Source organism: Sphaerochaeta sp. (genome assembly GCF_050178175.1).
GTDB lineage: Bacteria > Spirochaetota > Spirochaetia > Sphaerochaetales > Sphaerochaetaceae > Sphaerochaeta.
On record NZ_JBFXGH010000050.1, the window covers coordinates 1 to 15,796 of the forward strand.

The 15,796-nt window shown below is 48.5% G+C and carries 13 protein-coding genes and 1 tRNA gene; 6 read left to right on the plus strand and 8 right to left on the minus strand.

Annotated elements, in window-relative coordinates:
• Positions 1-903 (plus strand): hypothetical protein (locus AB7S66_RS07125; RefSeq protein WP_428518759.1); only part of this gene is annotated, 903 nt, incomplete at its 5' end.
• Between the two features lie 70 nt (positions 904-973).
• Here the strand turns inward: AB7S66_RS07125 and AB7S66_RS07130 are convergent.
• Positions 974-2,008, minus strand: a complete 1,035-nt coding sequence (locus tag AB7S66_RS07130) for a PTS transporter subunit IIC (protein WP_428518760.1) — start codon at positions 2,006-2,008, stop codon at positions 974-976.
• A 156-nt stretch (positions 2,009-2,164) separates the two neighbouring features.
• Positions 2,165-3,313, minus strand: coding sequence for a UDP-N-acetylglucosamine--LPS N-acetylglucosamine transferase (locus tag AB7S66_RS07135; RefSeq protein WP_428518761.1), 1,149 nt, complete (start codon positions 3,311-3,313; stop codon positions 2,165-2,167).
• Between the two features lie 112 nt (positions 3,314-3,425).
• Here AB7S66_RS07135 and AB7S66_RS07140 point away from each other — a divergent pair, with 112 nt between their 5' ends.
• Positions 3,426-4,631, plus strand: coding sequence for a glycosyltransferase (locus AB7S66_RS07140; protein ID WP_428518762.1), 1,206 nt, complete (start codon positions 3,426-3,428; stop codon positions 4,629-4,631).
• On the opposite strand, the gene AB7S66_RS07145 is transcribed toward AB7S66_RS07140, so the two are convergent.
• The 6 genes from AB7S66_RS07145 to AB7S66_RS07170 all read right to left on the minus strand — a co-directional run bounded on the left by AB7S66_RS07145 (position 4,545) and on the right by AB7S66_RS07170 (position 12,743).
• Positions 4,545-6,728 carry an efflux RND transporter permease subunit gene (locus tag AB7S66_RS07145; protein WP_428518763.1) on the minus strand — a complete coding sequence of 728 codons (2,184 nt, stop codon included), beginning with the start codon at positions 6,726-6,728 and terminating at the stop codon, positions 4,545-4,547. The genes AB7S66_RS07140 and AB7S66_RS07145 overlap by 87 nt on opposite strands.
• The gene (locus AB7S66_RS07150; RefSeq protein WP_428518764.1) at positions 6,728-6,856 is read right to left on the minus strand and encodes a hypothetical protein; all 129 of its coding nucleotides are present in this window, start codon (positions 6,854-6,856) and stop codon (positions 6,728-6,730) included. The genes AB7S66_RS07145 and AB7S66_RS07150 overlap by 1 nt, the downstream gene beginning before the upstream one ends.
• A gap of 87 nt (positions 6,857-6,943) precedes the next feature.
• Positions 6,944-8,815, minus strand: a complete 1,872-nt coding sequence (locus AB7S66_RS07155; RefSeq protein WP_428518765.1) for a DEAD/DEAH box helicase — start codon at positions 8,813-8,815, stop codon at positions 6,944-6,946.
• A gap of 132 nt (positions 8,816-8,947) precedes the next feature.
• Positions 8,948-9,988: a DUF2804 domain-containing protein gene (locus AB7S66_RS07160; protein ID WP_428518766.1), complete on the minus strand. Its 1,041-nt coding sequence runs from the start codon at positions 9,986-9,988 to the stop codon at positions 8,948-8,950.
• A gap of 11 nt (positions 9,989-9,999) precedes the next feature.
• The gene (locus AB7S66_RS07165; protein ID WP_428518767.1) at positions 10,000-11,076 is read right to left on the minus strand and encodes a metallophosphoesterase; all 1,077 of its coding nucleotides are present in this window, start codon (positions 11,074-11,076) and stop codon (positions 10,000-10,002) included.
• Between the two features lie 83 nt (positions 11,077-11,159).
• Entirely contained in the window at positions 11,160-12,743 is a 1,584-nt protein-coding gene (locus AB7S66_RS07170) for a SurA N-terminal domain-containing protein (RefSeq protein ID WP_428518768.1), read from the minus strand.
• A gap of 176 nt (positions 12,744-12,919) precedes the next feature.
• Between AB7S66_RS07170 and AB7S66_RS07175 the strand changes: the two genes are divergently transcribed.
• The 4 genes from AB7S66_RS07175 to AB7S66_RS07190 all read left to right on the plus strand — a co-directional run.
• Positions 12,920-12,992 (plus strand) — tRNA-Pro (locus tag AB7S66_RS07175).
• A gap of 71 nt (positions 12,993-13,063) precedes the next feature.
• Complete coding sequence (locus tag AB7S66_RS07180) at positions 13,064-13,873, plus strand: Cof-type HAD-IIB family hydrolase (protein ID WP_428518769.1); 810 nt, start codon at positions 13,064-13,066, stop codon at positions 13,871-13,873.
• Between the two features lie 89 nt (positions 13,874-13,962).
• Complete coding sequence (locus AB7S66_RS07185; protein WP_428518770.1) at positions 13,963-15,069, plus strand: BMP family lipoprotein; 1,107 nt, start codon at positions 13,963-13,965, stop codon at positions 15,067-15,069.
• A gap of 110 nt (positions 15,070-15,179) precedes the next feature.
• Positions 15,180-15,796: ATP-binding cassette domain-containing protein (locus AB7S66_RS07190; protein ID WP_428518771.1), on the plus strand; the 617-nt coding region annotated here is incomplete at its 3' end.

Below are 15,796 nucleotides of genomic sequence, written 5' to 3' on the forward strand. Positions count from 1 at the left end.
CTTGAGAGGAATAACGGTCTCACCAATCTCAAGACAGAAACCAACCTCATACAGCATGACATGAAACTCTACACACGACCTCTTTCCTTCAAGATTTCACTCCTTACCACCAAGAAAGTCGAGGATGAGAATCTGCATGATGCAACTCTCTCCACCACACTCGGAACGAACTTCAAGCTTCCCTTCATCGGTTGGAGATGGTCTACCTCGTTCACCCCGGGAGTTGAGTATCTGTATGGAAGGGAATCCTTGGCCCAGTACCTGGAATACACCAATACAATCAGCAACGGAGGACGGGTCAATTACCTCTCCAGCAAGGATAAATACCGTGAAGGGCTTATCTTCAACTTCAAGCACGTCTATCGTGATTACCAGGGTGAAGACTTCGAGAATATGAGTTACTGGTATGTTGAGAGCAATATCACTTGGTTCCCCTTCGTTATATGGAGATTCAATCCACACCTCCGGTTCAATGGGTTCTATTCTGGATTAAATCCAAAAAAGTATTATTTCCTGCCCTCAGAGGACAAGAATGTCTCCGAGTACTATAGGGGATACCTCTCTCGTTCAAACGCAATTAAACCCGTAAATGGGACGATTCCCTACGGTGGCGTGCTCAATTTGAACCTCATGATGGAGTTCATTGATTTTGGATTCGCCAAATCCTATGCGAACCCTTTCCTTGATATAGGCATATTTGGAAATCCTGATGCCGAGGAAGGCTATTCTCTCCTTGCAACCGCAGGTATGGAAGGGTGGGGTGTCCTTGATCGATTCCCCAGTCACCCGATGCGTATCGCCCTCGGCTTCAATCTCTTTGATGTTATGGATGCAGTGAAAGGAACAATTGATCCCCTTGACGTGGAATGGGAATTATCAGTGAGTTTTGAGCTCTTCTTCTGATTAACCCATCATTATATGAAAAATGCCCAACACTCCGAATATGTTGGGCTTTCTTTTGCCTTGAGATGCGTTATCGTAGTGTCAGCAACATATCACCTTCCTTGATCCAGCCCTTTTTTCTCATATACGTACTGAATAAGAGGGTGATGAGAGCAGGGAGTAGAAAGTGCATCAAGAGAACCACCGGCCAAGCCTCCAATCCCATTACTGCGATAGCGTTGAACTGTCCGACCAAGCCACTTGTTCCCATGCCAGCCCCTGCGCTGTTGTTCTCCATCTTGAAAAGCACAGTACTGACTGGTCCCAGGATTGCAGAGGTCAGGGTAGGGGGTATCCAGATCAGGGGATTCTTCCAGATATTTGGAATCTGGATCATACTCGTCCCGAGCCCTTGGCTCAGCAACCCTCCGAGTTTGTTCTCCTTGTAGGAGCTCACTGCAAAGCCAATCATCTGGCAACTACAACCAACAACTGCCGCTCCTGCTGCAAGCCCATCGAGCCCTAGGCTGATGCTGATCGCAGCACTACTGATCGGAAGCGTGAGTACCACGCCCATCACGGTAGAGACCAGGATACCCATCGGCAGTGGATACAATGTGGTCAATGAGTTGATGAAGGCCCCAATGTATTTCATCAAAGCTGCAATGGGAGGAGCAATGAAATATCCTACCAATGATCCGACCAAGATGGTGGTGAGCGGAACGATAAGAATATCGACACCAGTTTTTCCTGCAACTTTTTTTGAGCTTTCCGCTGCTGCCAAACCTGCTATCATAGCACCTAATGGCTCTCCAAGAGCCAGGGCTATCCCGTTAGTAAAGGAGAAGGTTCCAGCCCCTACAGCACCTGCTGCAGCACTTCCCAGCACTCCGAGAGGACTAGCCCCTACAGCGATTGCAACTCCCATCCCGATTGCAGGACCGGTAAGGTACTGGGCAACCATACCGATGTGTTCGAGCAGGAGAATGGAACTGTAATGTCCAATTTGCTTGATGATAAGACCAATGATGAGTGAGGCAAAGAGGCCTTGAGCCATTCCGCTCAAAACACGGGTGATATAACCACCCACCTGCCTCCCCTCTGAAGAAATCATTCCTTCAGCCATAGAGAGCTCCTATATGATTGGATTTGGTGGATGACTTAGCACGTGTACAAACCTTGGTTTTACACGAGGCCTCCGTTACGTAGAACTATATCGTATGAGGGAAATCAGTGTAAAGGGAGTGCGAGGTTGACACGAGGTAGATGATAGATACCCTTCTTATTGCATATTGGTATCTTTCTCTTGGAGAAATTTCTCTGCGTCCTTGACAATCATGCGTGCAAACGCGTCACTATCAAAGGTGGTGGGAAGCTTTTTAAAAGCTTCCTTCATTGCCTCTTGTGCCTGGCTGTCCTCGCTGTATGCCTGTAGGATATCGACTTGCTTTTCAATCGTGTTTTCCACCCAGCCAACCTTGTGCCGCTTGAAAAACTCAGTAGTGGGTTTTGCTGTATAGAGTAAGCTGGAAATCAGGAAGGGACGTTTGAGATAGAGGGACTCCATTAGGGCATTGGCTCCAGCCTTGCCAGCCTGTACATCACAGGCACAGATATAGTCCTGGATATTATCAACAAAGCCAGGGGTATGGAGAGGAAAGGATGGATATTTTTCCTTGAAACGCTTGTACTGTAATTTCGTGCTACTGCTGAGTGTTCCCACAGTGATGATTTGCCAATCGAGATTCCTTTTCTGTACCTCCTCAAGGAAATCGGTTGTTCCAATACCTTCTCCCCCAAGATTAAGCAATACGGTAAATCGGTCCATCATCATACCCAGGTTTTTTCTTGCCTGCTGTTTTTCGGGGAATGCCGTGTGCATCATCTGTGTTTTCAGGGGGAATGGACAGATGGAAATCGTTTTTTCCTCTTGACCAAACGCCATGGCAAGTTCTTTCCCCAAGTGGGTACAGATATACAATCGATCCAATGCAGAATTGATTCCCAGCCGAGGGGTGAATACGACATCTGCAGCATATTCAAATACTGGTACCGGTAATCCTAGCTTGGCAACGATAGGCTGGATCAGACAGCCAGCAAGAAAGTGGGTAACAACAATACAGTCAGGGGAATTTGCGTCATACCATGTTTTGAAGTCCTTCAAAGCATGACTGTGGGTTCCCAAGAAACGGATTAGCCTTGCATTAAACCAGGAGTCTTGCTTGGAATCAATGAATACCTCGAGACGAGGGAAATGCAACATCATCCTCCAGTTGGATTTACTCATCCAATTGACGATAGGTGCATTGACTGATTCAAACAAATCAGCAACAACCGTGGTGTGGCCCAGCCTGAGTGCGGCATCACTCAAGGCTTTTGCAGGGGTGATATGGCCCTTCCCTGCATCGACATATAAAAATGCTATGTGCATGCGTCAAGAATATGGTAAAAACCGGACTGCAACAAGTAGAGGGACTGTCTTTACGGTCATTGCTTGCGTCTAAGATAGGTACGAGGTATCATGAGGGTCAGGAGCGTTCTGGTTGAAAATTCTTGTCACTACAGATTTCTATCTACCGCATATTACTGGTGTGACGACCGTAGTGGTTAATGAACAAAACATGCTTGGCCAGCTTGGTCATGAAGTACGTTTGCTCACCATAGGAAAATCACCTGTCTCTTCGTATACAGATGGGGTCTATTACATGAAGGGCAGCAGGATACAACCTCTCAGGGATTCCCAGTTGACCTTCTCCTATCATGATCCTCTGCTTGATGACATCCTCTCCTGGAAACCTGACATTGTACACTCCAACAATGAGTTCATCACCATGGGGTGGGCAAGAAGAATCGCAGAAGCACTGGATATTCCCTTGATCCACACCTGCCACACTGATTTTACCCGCTATGATGCTTCACGCCGGATTAGGCATACACTCTGGGATACCATGATGGCAACCATCGTAAAGAGACGGGTACGTTATTGTGATCTTCTGATCAGTCCATCCCTCTCTCACAGCCATATGTTGGAGCGTTACCATGTAAAGCAACCAATAGTTGTTCTTCCCAGTGGCATTGACTTGGAGCGATTTCAACGTCCAATGGGAGCTGAGGAAATTGCTTCCTTGCGCGCCCGTTTTGGTTTCACCGAGGAGCATTGCATTCTGGTCTCGGTATGTCGACTATCCAGCGAGAAACGCGTGAACAGAAGTATTGATGATTTCTTCCTTCTCTCCTTCCTTGAACCATCGGCCAGGTTGCTCCTGGTGGGTGGTGGTCCAAAGGAGGATAGTCTTAAGAAGCAGGTTGCTGATCTAGGATTGGAAGGACTCGTGGTATTTGCCGGAGCAATTCCCTCTGAACATATCCATCTCTATTACAGGATTTCCGACATATTCATCTCATCCTCTGTCCGCGAGTCCCAAGGACTTGGTTTTGTTGAAGCAATGGCAAGCTCGCTTCCGGTAGTTCTACGTGAAGACCATAGTTTGGGGTTTTCAGTCGAGGAGGAAGGATGTGGCTATATCTGTGATGAGAGTCATTCATTTGTAAACGCACTTGCTGCCATTGTTTCTGACAAGCAGAAAAGGAAGGAGATGGGAGAGAGGTCAAAACAGGCAAGCGAGCGTTTCTCACTTGCCTGCTGGGCTAATTCCTTGGTCTCAGTGTGCAAGACGACGCTTGATACGTGTGGTAAGGGTAATAACCGAAGGCATAACCATCAAGGTGGCAAGCATGCAGTTGAGTAGGGCGATACTCATCAGGCTTCCGAAGTAACGTACCGGGGTATAGCTGGCAAAGAGGAACATCATCATGCCTGCTACAATGGACAAGGTAGTGAGGATGATGGGTCGCCCTGTCTCCTTGATTGTCTCAGACAACATCACCTCGATCGACTGCTTCCCTTCAGCAAGCTTGTTCTTGTATCGTATGAGGAAGTGGATTGCCATAACCCCTGTGAGAATAGGAATAAGTGCATAAAAAGCCAAAGAGATTGATTTGAAGGCCACCAGAACCACAAGAAATACCAATATATAGCTTGCAGAGGTGCTCTTGCTCTGGTCTGAGAGCAAGGTTGAGGAGAAGTGAATCACCTTGTGTGGTTCTCCTCCCAGGTTCACCTGAGTGCCGTTCGGCAGAAGCGGAAGCAATCGTTTTACACCCTCTTCAATGCGGGTGGAACTGGAAATGGTCATGAGATCCTTGTCCACTGAGTCATAGTTTTGCAGGAAGATGGTAAGTTTGGTTCCTTCTGGATTGAGTATGGCGCCCAGGGTATCATCATTCTGGTTGCTCATCAGGATGATCATGCGATTGATGAGGTTCAGTAATCCTCTGGAGGAGGGGATGCCCTCTTCCCCACTGTACACCTTATTGGCAAAACTTACGTAGCTTGCAAAAGAGAGAATCTGCCGAACATCAGGGATTTCTGAACGAATAGCCTCTTCAAACGCATATACCTGGGACAGGTTTTCGCTTTGGAGGAAGAACTGCTCTGTACCCTCAGGTGCCTCGATGGTGATGATATAGGGCGTGTCACCCCCCATCTTCTGGGCAAAGTGACGTGAGCTCTGGGCGAATGAGTCCTTTTTGGGTAAGTAGGACATGTAATTGGTGTTTACAGGGATATGGTCCTTGGTTAGCCCATAGCCAGCGATAACCACAAGCCAGAGAAGAAAAAAGAGGACATATTTTTTCTTGACGAGGTTGTCGGTCAATACTACGAGCTGTGCGAGATATCCTTTCTTGTAGGTCCTGATCTGCACCTTCTTGGGGGGGACAACCAAACTGAGCTGAGCTGGAAGGTAGGTGGAAGCGAGGATTGCACAGTAGGTTACCCCGATCCCAACAGCGATTCCAAACTCCCTGAGGGCAGGGGTTTTGGAGAACAGTAGGCTGAGAAAACCGATAACCGTCGTGAGGCAGGCGAAGAAGATGGTCCTGAGTATTTTCTTGGTGGATTCAATGGAGTTCATTCCCTTCGCATAGTCAGTATAATATTCTCCGATTACATGGATGGCATAGGAAGAGCCAAGGTTGAGTACCATGCAGGGAGTTACGATATTGACAATAGTGAGTGAATATCCAAGCAGTCGCATGGTACCAAAGGTCCAGATGATACCAATGATGGACATGGAGAAGGGGAGCAATACACTTCGCTTTGCCCGGAAGCTCAGGTAATACACAATGAGGATTGCGATGAAGCAGAGTGTGAGAAGAATGCTGAGGTCCCTGCTGAGGTACTTGATCAAGAGGTTGGTGATAACCGCTCCACCATTGATATGTACTTCCATCCCTTCATCTCGCAGGGGATCCAGCATTGCCGACAGCTCCTTCTCCTGTTCTGGGGTGAGTGCGATAGAATCAAAGGAAAACAGCATCCCGCTTAGGTCATCGCTGACCAGGTAATTCTTTACGATGGGATCCTGTTCAATCCGCTGTCTAAGCATTTGGGCATCGGCTTCATCCCACTCATCCTGGGATGCGAAGGGGACACTCATGAGTCTGGTGCCCTTCTTTTCCAGTGTTACGAAATCGAGCACGGAGAATTTGTTCCCCAGGTATTCAGTGGCTTCCAATTGCTCCATTGTGGTGTTGATGATAGCAAGCCTGTCCGCCTCGAATAGACGCTCGCTTTCCACCAATACGAGATAAGTCGTTGTAAATGGTGGATCTTCGGTTGGGGTGCCTGCAGAAATATCAGCGATGAGATGATTCCCGAGCACTCCAGTCTCAAGCTGCATGGTTTCAGGGATTGTGGTATCTTCAACGAGAGAACCCTGTACGGGAGGGACGTACGGTCCTTCCCCTCCTTGATACAAGGAGGGGGGTTCGCTTTCATTCATCAAGGTGACGAATCAGCATCAAGCTGCAAATGAGCTGCATGATAGCCGAAGAACACGGTCACCAAGAGAACGAGAGCCAAGGTGATTTTGCTATGCTTGCCTATAAAGGAAAGAAAATCGAATTTCATATCACTCCAAACTCAATTCGGCCTACCAGTATAGCATGGAAGAACAGGTGAAACACCCACTTGGAAGTACCAGTGGGCGTATGTTAATCAGTCTCGGTACCGCTTCTTGGGGCGGGAGCCTTTTTTCCCTTTCGGTGCACTGTATTTTCCATGGGAACGGCCAGAGCGGTCATCCTGGAAACTACTGGGTCGGGAGTAATAATCATCACCACCGCCATAGGAATCCCTACCATACGGCTGATAATCATCATTGCCTCTGCGAGGACGTCTGCCGGAGCTTCTTTGATCAGAAGAGCTGGGGCGGTCATCATAGCGGTCGCTTCTTCTTCCAGAGAGGTGCTTGCCGTTGGGGTTGTCCGGTTTTGCTCGGGTGATGATCGGCTTGCCTTCTGATCCCACAGAACTGAACGTCTGCAAGATGCGCTCAGCAACCTGCAGTGGAGCACTGATGAAGGAAAAATCATCCCTGACCGTCACATTCTGGATATCACGGTCCTCAGCTCCAACCTGTTCAATCAGGTAGTCAACAAGCCTTCGCTTGTCAAGCCCATCTTTCCTACCGCGAGCGATAAAGAGACGGGTGAAACCATTATCTTCACCACGCTGTTCCCTCGGACCGCTTTCATTCCTGCCTGAGGAGATGTGTTGATACTTCGATACATCCAACTCATCCTTATAGAAGTGTTCGAGCAAGGAAGCTACCACTTCCTCAGGACGCTTGTCCTCCAAGAGCTGTTCTGCAATGGTAAGGAAGGCGCTTCCCTGTCCTTCCTCCGTAGTAATGGCAGAGAGCTGACTGATGATTCTTGTTCGCTTGGTCTCAATGATATCATTTGCATCAGGTACTGACTCCCGTCGGATTTCTGATTTTGATACCTTCTGAATGAAGCTGAACCGTCTGAACTCCCTGGGTCCTACAAAGGTGATGGCAATTCCACTCTTTCCTGCTCTACCTGTTCTTCCGATACGGTGGATGTAAGCCTCCGGATCTTCAGGGAGAGAGAAATTGATAACATGAGTGAGGTCAGAGATGTCGATACCACGGGCAGCCACATCAGTGGCAACGATGATACTGATCGATCTGTCCCGCATTTTGTGCAGGATGTTTTCTCTCTGTTTCTGGGAGAGATCACCATGCAATGGTTCTGCATCATACCCGCGATCCATCAGCTTTCGGCCGATTTCATCACATTGGACCTTGGTCCTGCAGAATACAATTCCGTAGAAGCTCTCTTCCATATCGATGATACGGGTCAATGCTTCGAACTTGTCTGACTCTCTTACCTCAACATAAATCTGGTCGGTGAGATCGCTGGTTGGGGTCTCCTGCTTGATCTTTACCATTTGGGGTTCATGCATGAACCTCCCGGCAAGGCGCTGGATAGGGGCGGGCATGGTAGCAGAGAAACAGAGCATACGCTTGTTTTCCGGAGTCTGCTTCAATACTTCCTCAATATCCTCGACAAATCCCATATCAAGCATCTCATCAGCTTCGTCCAAAACAACGAACTTCAGTTGATCCAGCTTGAGGGACCCCCTTCTAAGGTGGTCGAGGATACGACCGGGGGTACCGACAACTACGTGGACACCTCGGCGTAGCTTTCTGAGCTGTAAGTCCATGGAGGCTCCCCCATAGACAGCGGCGATTTCCAAATGACGATCTCCCTTCAGAGAATTAATCTCTTCGGCAACCTGAACAGCCAACTCTCTCGTGGGAGCGAGGATAAGTGCCTGGACCTGCCTTACAGAAGGGTCTACGATTTCTAGAATAGGGAGACCGAAAGCGGCAGTTTTGCCGGTTCCGGTTTGTGCCTGGCCGATGACATCAACCTGATCCTTGAGAAGCAATGGAATACACGCTGCTTGGATCTTTGTTGGTTCTTCAAATCCCTTGGATTTGACGGCGGCAATGGTTTGAGCGGACAGTCCTAGGTCCGCAAAGCTTAATAACTCTGACATGGAACTCCTGATAATGTTAATGTATGAGTGGATTATCGGTTAAATATACCGAGACATGCAATACAACTTCCCCAGTTTATACAAATGAACAAGTTCTTGCAAGACATACACATCCGAATTATGGAAAAAGCCCTACCATCGATTGTAGACCTCTTCTGCAAACCCAGGGACATCCTTGATTGCAATCTCAGAGCCATCATCAAGAATACAGGTCCCGCTAAAATACCCGAACAGCTGGTGTTGCTTGGATTGAATCACCACAAAATTGGTATTGCTGGACCGGTCAACCACCGGGGTGAATACCATGTTGAGTCTGCCTTGGTCGTCCTTGATTCTCCACGCCTTGCTTAGGTCTTCCCTTGAGAATACAAATTCAACCGTGCCGATCTTATGTATCTTGCCATTATAGAAGATGGCATTCTCACTCGCTGTGCTTCTGTCAGAAAACCCATAGCCAAGGTTCAAGCCGAAGGGGACATTTTCCACCAAGGCAGAGGCACTTGCCCAGTACCAGGTGTTCTGATAGGTCCATCGACCACGTCCCCAGTCAAGTACACCCCATGCTTCCCCCTCGAGTAATTCCTCACTTTCCATACCCCTTCGAATATTCCCTTTGGCAGGGAGGCAGTTGATCTTCTCGTTGAGATAGAACGCCTTACGCTGTTCGCTCCAGCTGGTTGCAATATTCAGGCTCTCTGTCTCCGGTTCTTGGGTGAGGACTATGTCAAAGTCGAGACCTACACTTCCGTCGGGAAGCACCAGGGAAGGGCACGCACCCATCAGATGCCGCTGTGTTCCCTTCTTGATAAATGCAAGTCGTAGGTTGGTGTTTGACCAGGAAACTTGGTTGTCCTCAGTGCTGGAAGCACTCAGGCCAATCTTTCCAAGAGGGAAAAAGCGTAGTGCATCAGTCTGGCTTACAGCTTTTCGATCAAAATCGATATAGCTGATGGCAAAGAGTGCTGCATACCCCAGGTCACTGATTGTGGCTGTTACTGCATAGCGGTTTTCTGTATTGATGACTGCATAGTAATCCCACTCCTTGATCCTGAGACGCCCGCCCTTTATGAAAGACCGGTCATACCGCCAAAGCGGATGGCGAGCCCAACCTTCTTCCTTGATGTGCCCCTTCCTGTTGAGTAGATCCTGCTGCTGCGTTACTTCATGTTCCATTACCATTCCTCCTACAGTCCCCACTGGTCCACGGTATAGGTCCTGACCATATAGGGAGCATCATCCGCATAAAGCGTGATGGTTTTTAGTCCTTTCGCGTGGTCCCTGGATCCATAGGACCCATAGCTTGCACTTCTGCCGTAGTGTAAGTCTATGGATTCCCAAACTCCATGGAAATCATTCAAATGGTCATGGCCACAGAAAACAGCCACAGTGTTTCCTCTCTCCTGCATGGCGGCAAACAGGCCACTGTTCTCCAGAGGTACATTGACAGTCTTATCAAGTTTCACCCCCTTTGCGGTTCCACTTTCCCATAGCAATGTAAATTCGGGTAATGGAATATGGGTGAAAGCATAGAAAGGGATATCTCCCAATCCATCTTCGATCCAACGGTACCACGCTATCTGGGAAGGATAGATATAGTCCGGAGCGATGACATTGTCTGCATAGATTCTACTATGATGAGAGTCTAGGAGCACAATTGCATCTTTCCCCACTCCATCCTGTGTCAGTACAAGCGGGTAGTTGCTGTAGCCACGTACCCACTCCTCACCACTGGAAAAGAGTGCGTGGGGGTAGTCGTCCAATACACCGGCAAGTGTAGGCCGGTCATAGGCATGCTCTCCATCATGATTACCAAAAGAGTAGGCCCAAAGCTGGCCATGTTCCTCCATGAAGGTTGCAAACTCGTTGAGCATCTCCTTTGCATTAAAGGAAAACAGCAGGTCACCGGAAATGACGGTCAGATCGGGGTCTGTTTCTTTAAAAGCTTTCTCCAATAAAGCATAGAGTTTGTCCCTGCCTGAAAAAGGCCCCCTCCTGAGATGGAAATCGGTTCCCCAGAGAATCGTGAACTCCCCGCTTTCCGGAAACTCCAAGGTAAAGGCTTTTCCCTCATGAACTGCTTTGTGTAGATCGAAGGACTCTTGGGGAATGACAACTTTTTCTGTGTATCGGCTGACTTCTTCAAAGACTTTTTTATTGGATAAGCGATCGATGATGATATACGATGCAATTCCTACAATGAGTAGTAGCGCTACAAAGAGCAGTGTCAATATTCGATAAATTGGGCGTGATGACCGTTTCATGGATAATTATAATCTACCACGAAACCGGTAATAAAAAAAGCCGGCACATCAGTACCGGCTTGATAGATGCAAGGGGCAAAAGGTTATTTGCCCTGTCCCAGTACGACGTTGAGGAATGTGGTCAGGAAGTTGTCCTCAAATACATCAGAGGAGTAGAGTGCTTGACTGAAGTCCTGCTGGTTCTGAGCTCCACTGTAGTAGTCATAGAACATGGTGATATAGCTGCCCATTGTATCGTCCTGGACATCTTCACCAGTCTCAACAAGGAGGTAGGAAGTACCTGACTTGATTGGATCAAGCAGTGTGTTCTCTTCAGCAGTATAGAGTTGCTTGGCAACATCTTCATTGCTGGCAGCCTTGGCGAGCAGCCCTGCATTATCGGTATAGGAGAAGTTGCTCATGTACTGGCTCTCTCCCAAGTTGTAGGGAGTTGCGCTTACATCAACCAACGAGAGGCCCTGCTCAAGTGCTACTTCCTCAAGTCCTTTGCTTGCAGCCTCTGCCCGCAAATCTGCAGCAAGGTCGGCAAGGAAGGTATCGATGATGGCGCTATCGTTTGTTGCCAGGTATGCCTTGACGGAAGCGAGGAGTTCTTCGCTGGCATAGTCAGCTTCTTCCGGCGTGCTGTTCAACTTGTAGATTGCCCATGCACCATTTGCCTCAAAGGGGCCAAGTACATCACCGCTTTTTGCGGAGAGCAAGGAGACTGCTTCATCAGCATTCTTGAAGTTGGAAACCAGACCGTAGTAGTACAGACGGCCAACCTTTCCTTCTTCAGCAGCATAGGAGTCAAGACTGTTCTGGGTTGCAGCCTCTTCAAAAGAGGTCTCGCCACTTACGATGGAGTCATACACTGCCTGGGCATTTTCCTGGCTGTCCATACTGATGATGCTCATATCCATGCTGTAAAAGAGTTGCTTGTTCTGTAGTGCATACTGGGAGGCGAGTTCATCAGGGTAGAGTGCAGGACTGAGACTGAGATAACGGAACGTTCTTCCATTACTCGCCATTTCAGCAATGTAATCAATCTCGGATGAGGAGGAGAGTACCGTACCCACATCGTCGATTACCATCTGGTAGGGGAGGCTGCGCCGGATTGATTTCTCAACAGAAGCCTTTCGTTCAGCCGAAGCATCCTGATAGGTCTTGACATCGAATTTCCCATCCTTGTCATAGGCGCCACTTTCAATGATTGCACGCTTTACCACCTCATCAGCTGCAATGATACCGGCTTTGGATGCAATCTGGTTGACCGCAGTGAACAAGACCGTGCTGTCGTATGCGCTCTTCCAGATCTGGTAAAGGGCTTGGGTTTGGTTTGCATTAGAGCCACTGTACTCATTGGCATAGTTCTGGACCTGGTCATAGAAGTAGTTGCCATAAGCATACTTGATCTCTTCCTTGCCGTATTTGCCAAACACAATTCCATCGCTGGTGCCTTGGCCGACAAAGGCCTGAATAGCAGGGGCCAACACAAAGGAAATGGCGATCAGGATCAAGACGATCATTCCAAACACCCATCCGATGGTTATTCTGCGCTTCGGCTTGAGTGCGGCTTCATGCTTACCTTTTTTCTCTACTGTGCTCTTCTTTTCTTTTTTTCCGAAGGCGAGTACTTTCCCGTTCTCTTCGGGTTTCTTTCCATTTGTGTTGTCGTTTGAAGACATGATAAACCTCTTTCTCCCGTGCATTTTCCGCATTTTACGGACAGTCTTGTGAAAAATACCATTTCACCTAGCCACTGTCAATGAATAGGTTGAGAATAGCCAATATAGAGGTCATTTTGCTTCGCTTGACAAGCTTCTCAGCTATTAGGTATATTGAACCGCGGCTGTATCTATTACGGGTAGTAGCGCAGGGGCTAGCGCACCTGGTTCGGGACCAGGGGGTCGGAGGTTCAAATCCTCTCTGCCCGATCGTAAAGAAAGAGACTCCTTGTTTCAGGAAATGGAATGGGGAGTCTTTTGTTTTCCTGGAGGAAATACCTATGTATACGGTAGTAGCTCTTGACTTGGATGGCACACTCACCAACGAGAAGAAGGAGATCACCCCTCGCACAAGGGACGCGATCAAAAGAGCCAGGGAACAGGGTTGCCATATCGTACTGGCCAGTGGCAGGCCACTCTTGGGCATTGAGCATGTCGCTTCCTCCCTTGACCTCCTGGGCAGTGAAGGCACAATCCTGGCCTATAATGGCGGACAGCTCTTTGATACTCAAACAAGTCAGGTCCTCTGGGAACGTACCGTGGACCTTGGGACTATCCATACATGTTTCTCATACGCCCGTGACCATCACCTTGCTGCTCTTTCCTATGACGAGGAAGGTGTTATTACCGAGATGGCTGATGACGTGCATGTCGCCAAGGAAGCTTACAACAATGCCATTCCGATCAGAGAAGTTTCCAATCTCATCGAGGAAGTATCACAACCGATGCCGAAAGTTATGATTGTAGGAGAACCCCTCCTCTTGCAGAAGGCAAGGGAAGACCTGTTGCCATTGGTTGGGGATGTTGCCGATCTGGGCTTCAGTGAACCATGCTTCATGGAAATTACCGCCAAAGGTGTGCAAAAAGCGAGCAGCCTCCAGGTATTGCTTTCCCTGCTCGGAAAGGATGAAAGCTCCTTGATGGTAATCGGTGACGGCTACAATGATTTGCCGATGTTTGATATTGCTGCACTCGCGGTGGCTATGGACAATGCATCAGATGAAGTGAAATCTCATGCCCATGTCATTACTGATTCCAATGAACATGATGGGGTAGCCTTGGCTCTTGAACGATATATATTGACAAAATAGCAATAAAACTCAATATTCCATTTTTACTTTCTTGTGTTACAATACGAGGTACGTTATAATCACGGACCTACTACCAAGGAGGGTAATCCATGAAGAAAGTAAGTATTTTGCTGCTGGTTCTGGTGATGGGCACCATGGTGTTCGCACAGGGCGGTAAAGAAGCTGCTCCCGCACAGGCTGATGGCAGACCAACCATCCGTTTGCTCACTGATGCGACCGGTATTGATGACAAGTCCTTCAACGCAGCAGCGTGGAGGGGGATCGTAGAGTACTACGGTGATACCGTAGAGAATGCAACCGGTCGCGGTACACTGTATGATGTGGTAACTGCACAGACCCAGGATATGTATATCCCGAATCTCCGTCAGGCTGCTGACGAGGGGTATGACTTGATCATGGTCACCGGTTTTACCTGGGCAGATGCTCTTGGTGAAGTTGCACCACAGTATCCTGACCAGAAATTCACCATCGTTGACGTTGACTGGGTTGGACAGCCGAACGTCATGGAGTTCATCTACTCCGAGGAACAGGGCTCCTACCTCGTTGGTTTGGTTGCAGCCCTCCAGGCAAAGGAAGATGGAATTGAGAATCCGAAGTTTGGATTCATCGGTGGTGTTCCCGGTGCTACCATCACCAAGTTTGAGATGGGCTATGTGCAGGGTATCCTCTCTGTCTTCCCCGATGCAGAAATCTATGACTACTATGCCAACGACTGGGGCAAGCCGGAGCTTGCTAAAGCACAGGCAAAGAACTGGTATGACAATGGTGTCTATTGCATCTTCAGCGCAGCTGGTGGAACCGGAAACGGAACCATTGCACAGGCCAAGGAGTATCGCATGCAGGGTAAGAATGTCTGGGCAATCGGCGTAGACAGTGACCAGTATGCTGATGGACTGTACAGCGGTGACAAGAGTGCTGTACTCACCAGTATGCTCAAGCGTGTTGAAAACTCTTCCCTGATGGTCCTCGAGGCAGTTGCCGACGGTTCCTTCAAGGGTGGTGTGGTACAGATGGGAATGGCAGACGATGGTGTCGGTTACTCAACTGCGAACCCTGAACTCAGCAAGAGCGTTATTGAGAAGGTTGAAGCAGCAAAGGCTGACATTATCAGTGGAAAGATCAAAATTTACAAGACCTACAAGGATGCTTTGGCCAATGGCGCAGCTCCCAGTGGGCTTTCCGCACTTGACGACTAAGTGTTACCCAGCCGGCAGGAAACTGCCGGCTCTCTTTGAATCCATTGGAGTCCGTGGACTCAAAGAGAGCTGACAAAGAGGAGCTGAGGGTGAGTGAATACGCAATTGAAATGAAGAATATCACCAAGACGTTTCCCGGCGTGGTGGCAAACGACAGGGTAACACTCCAGGTAAGGAAACAGGAAATACATGCCCTGCTTGGTGAGAATGGGGCAGGTAAATCGACGCTGATGTCCATCTTGTTCGGATCGTATATCGCTGACAGTGGGGAAATATTGCTTGATGGCAATCCTGTGGAAATCAAGAATCCCAATGTGGCAACGTCACTGGGAATCGGCATGGTGCACCAACACTTCAAGCTTGTACAGAACTTCACTGTCACAGAGAATATTGTGCTGGGAATGGAACCCGTGAAGGGACGTGTTCTTGATTTGAAGAGCGCTCGAGAGCGTGTTGCTGAACTCAGTAAACAGTATGGCTTGCAGGTTGACCCGGATGCCTTGATCGAGGATATATCGGTCGGGCAACAACAGCGTGTCGAGATTCTCAAGACCCTCTACCGTAATGCAAGCATCATCATCTTTGATGAACCTACAGCGGTCCTTACCCCACAGGAGATTGATGAACTGATGGAAATTCTCAAGGCTCTCAGGGCGGAGGGAAAGACGATCCTGCTCATCACCCACAAGCTTAGGGAGATCAAGGAAGTATCTGACCGTTGCACAGT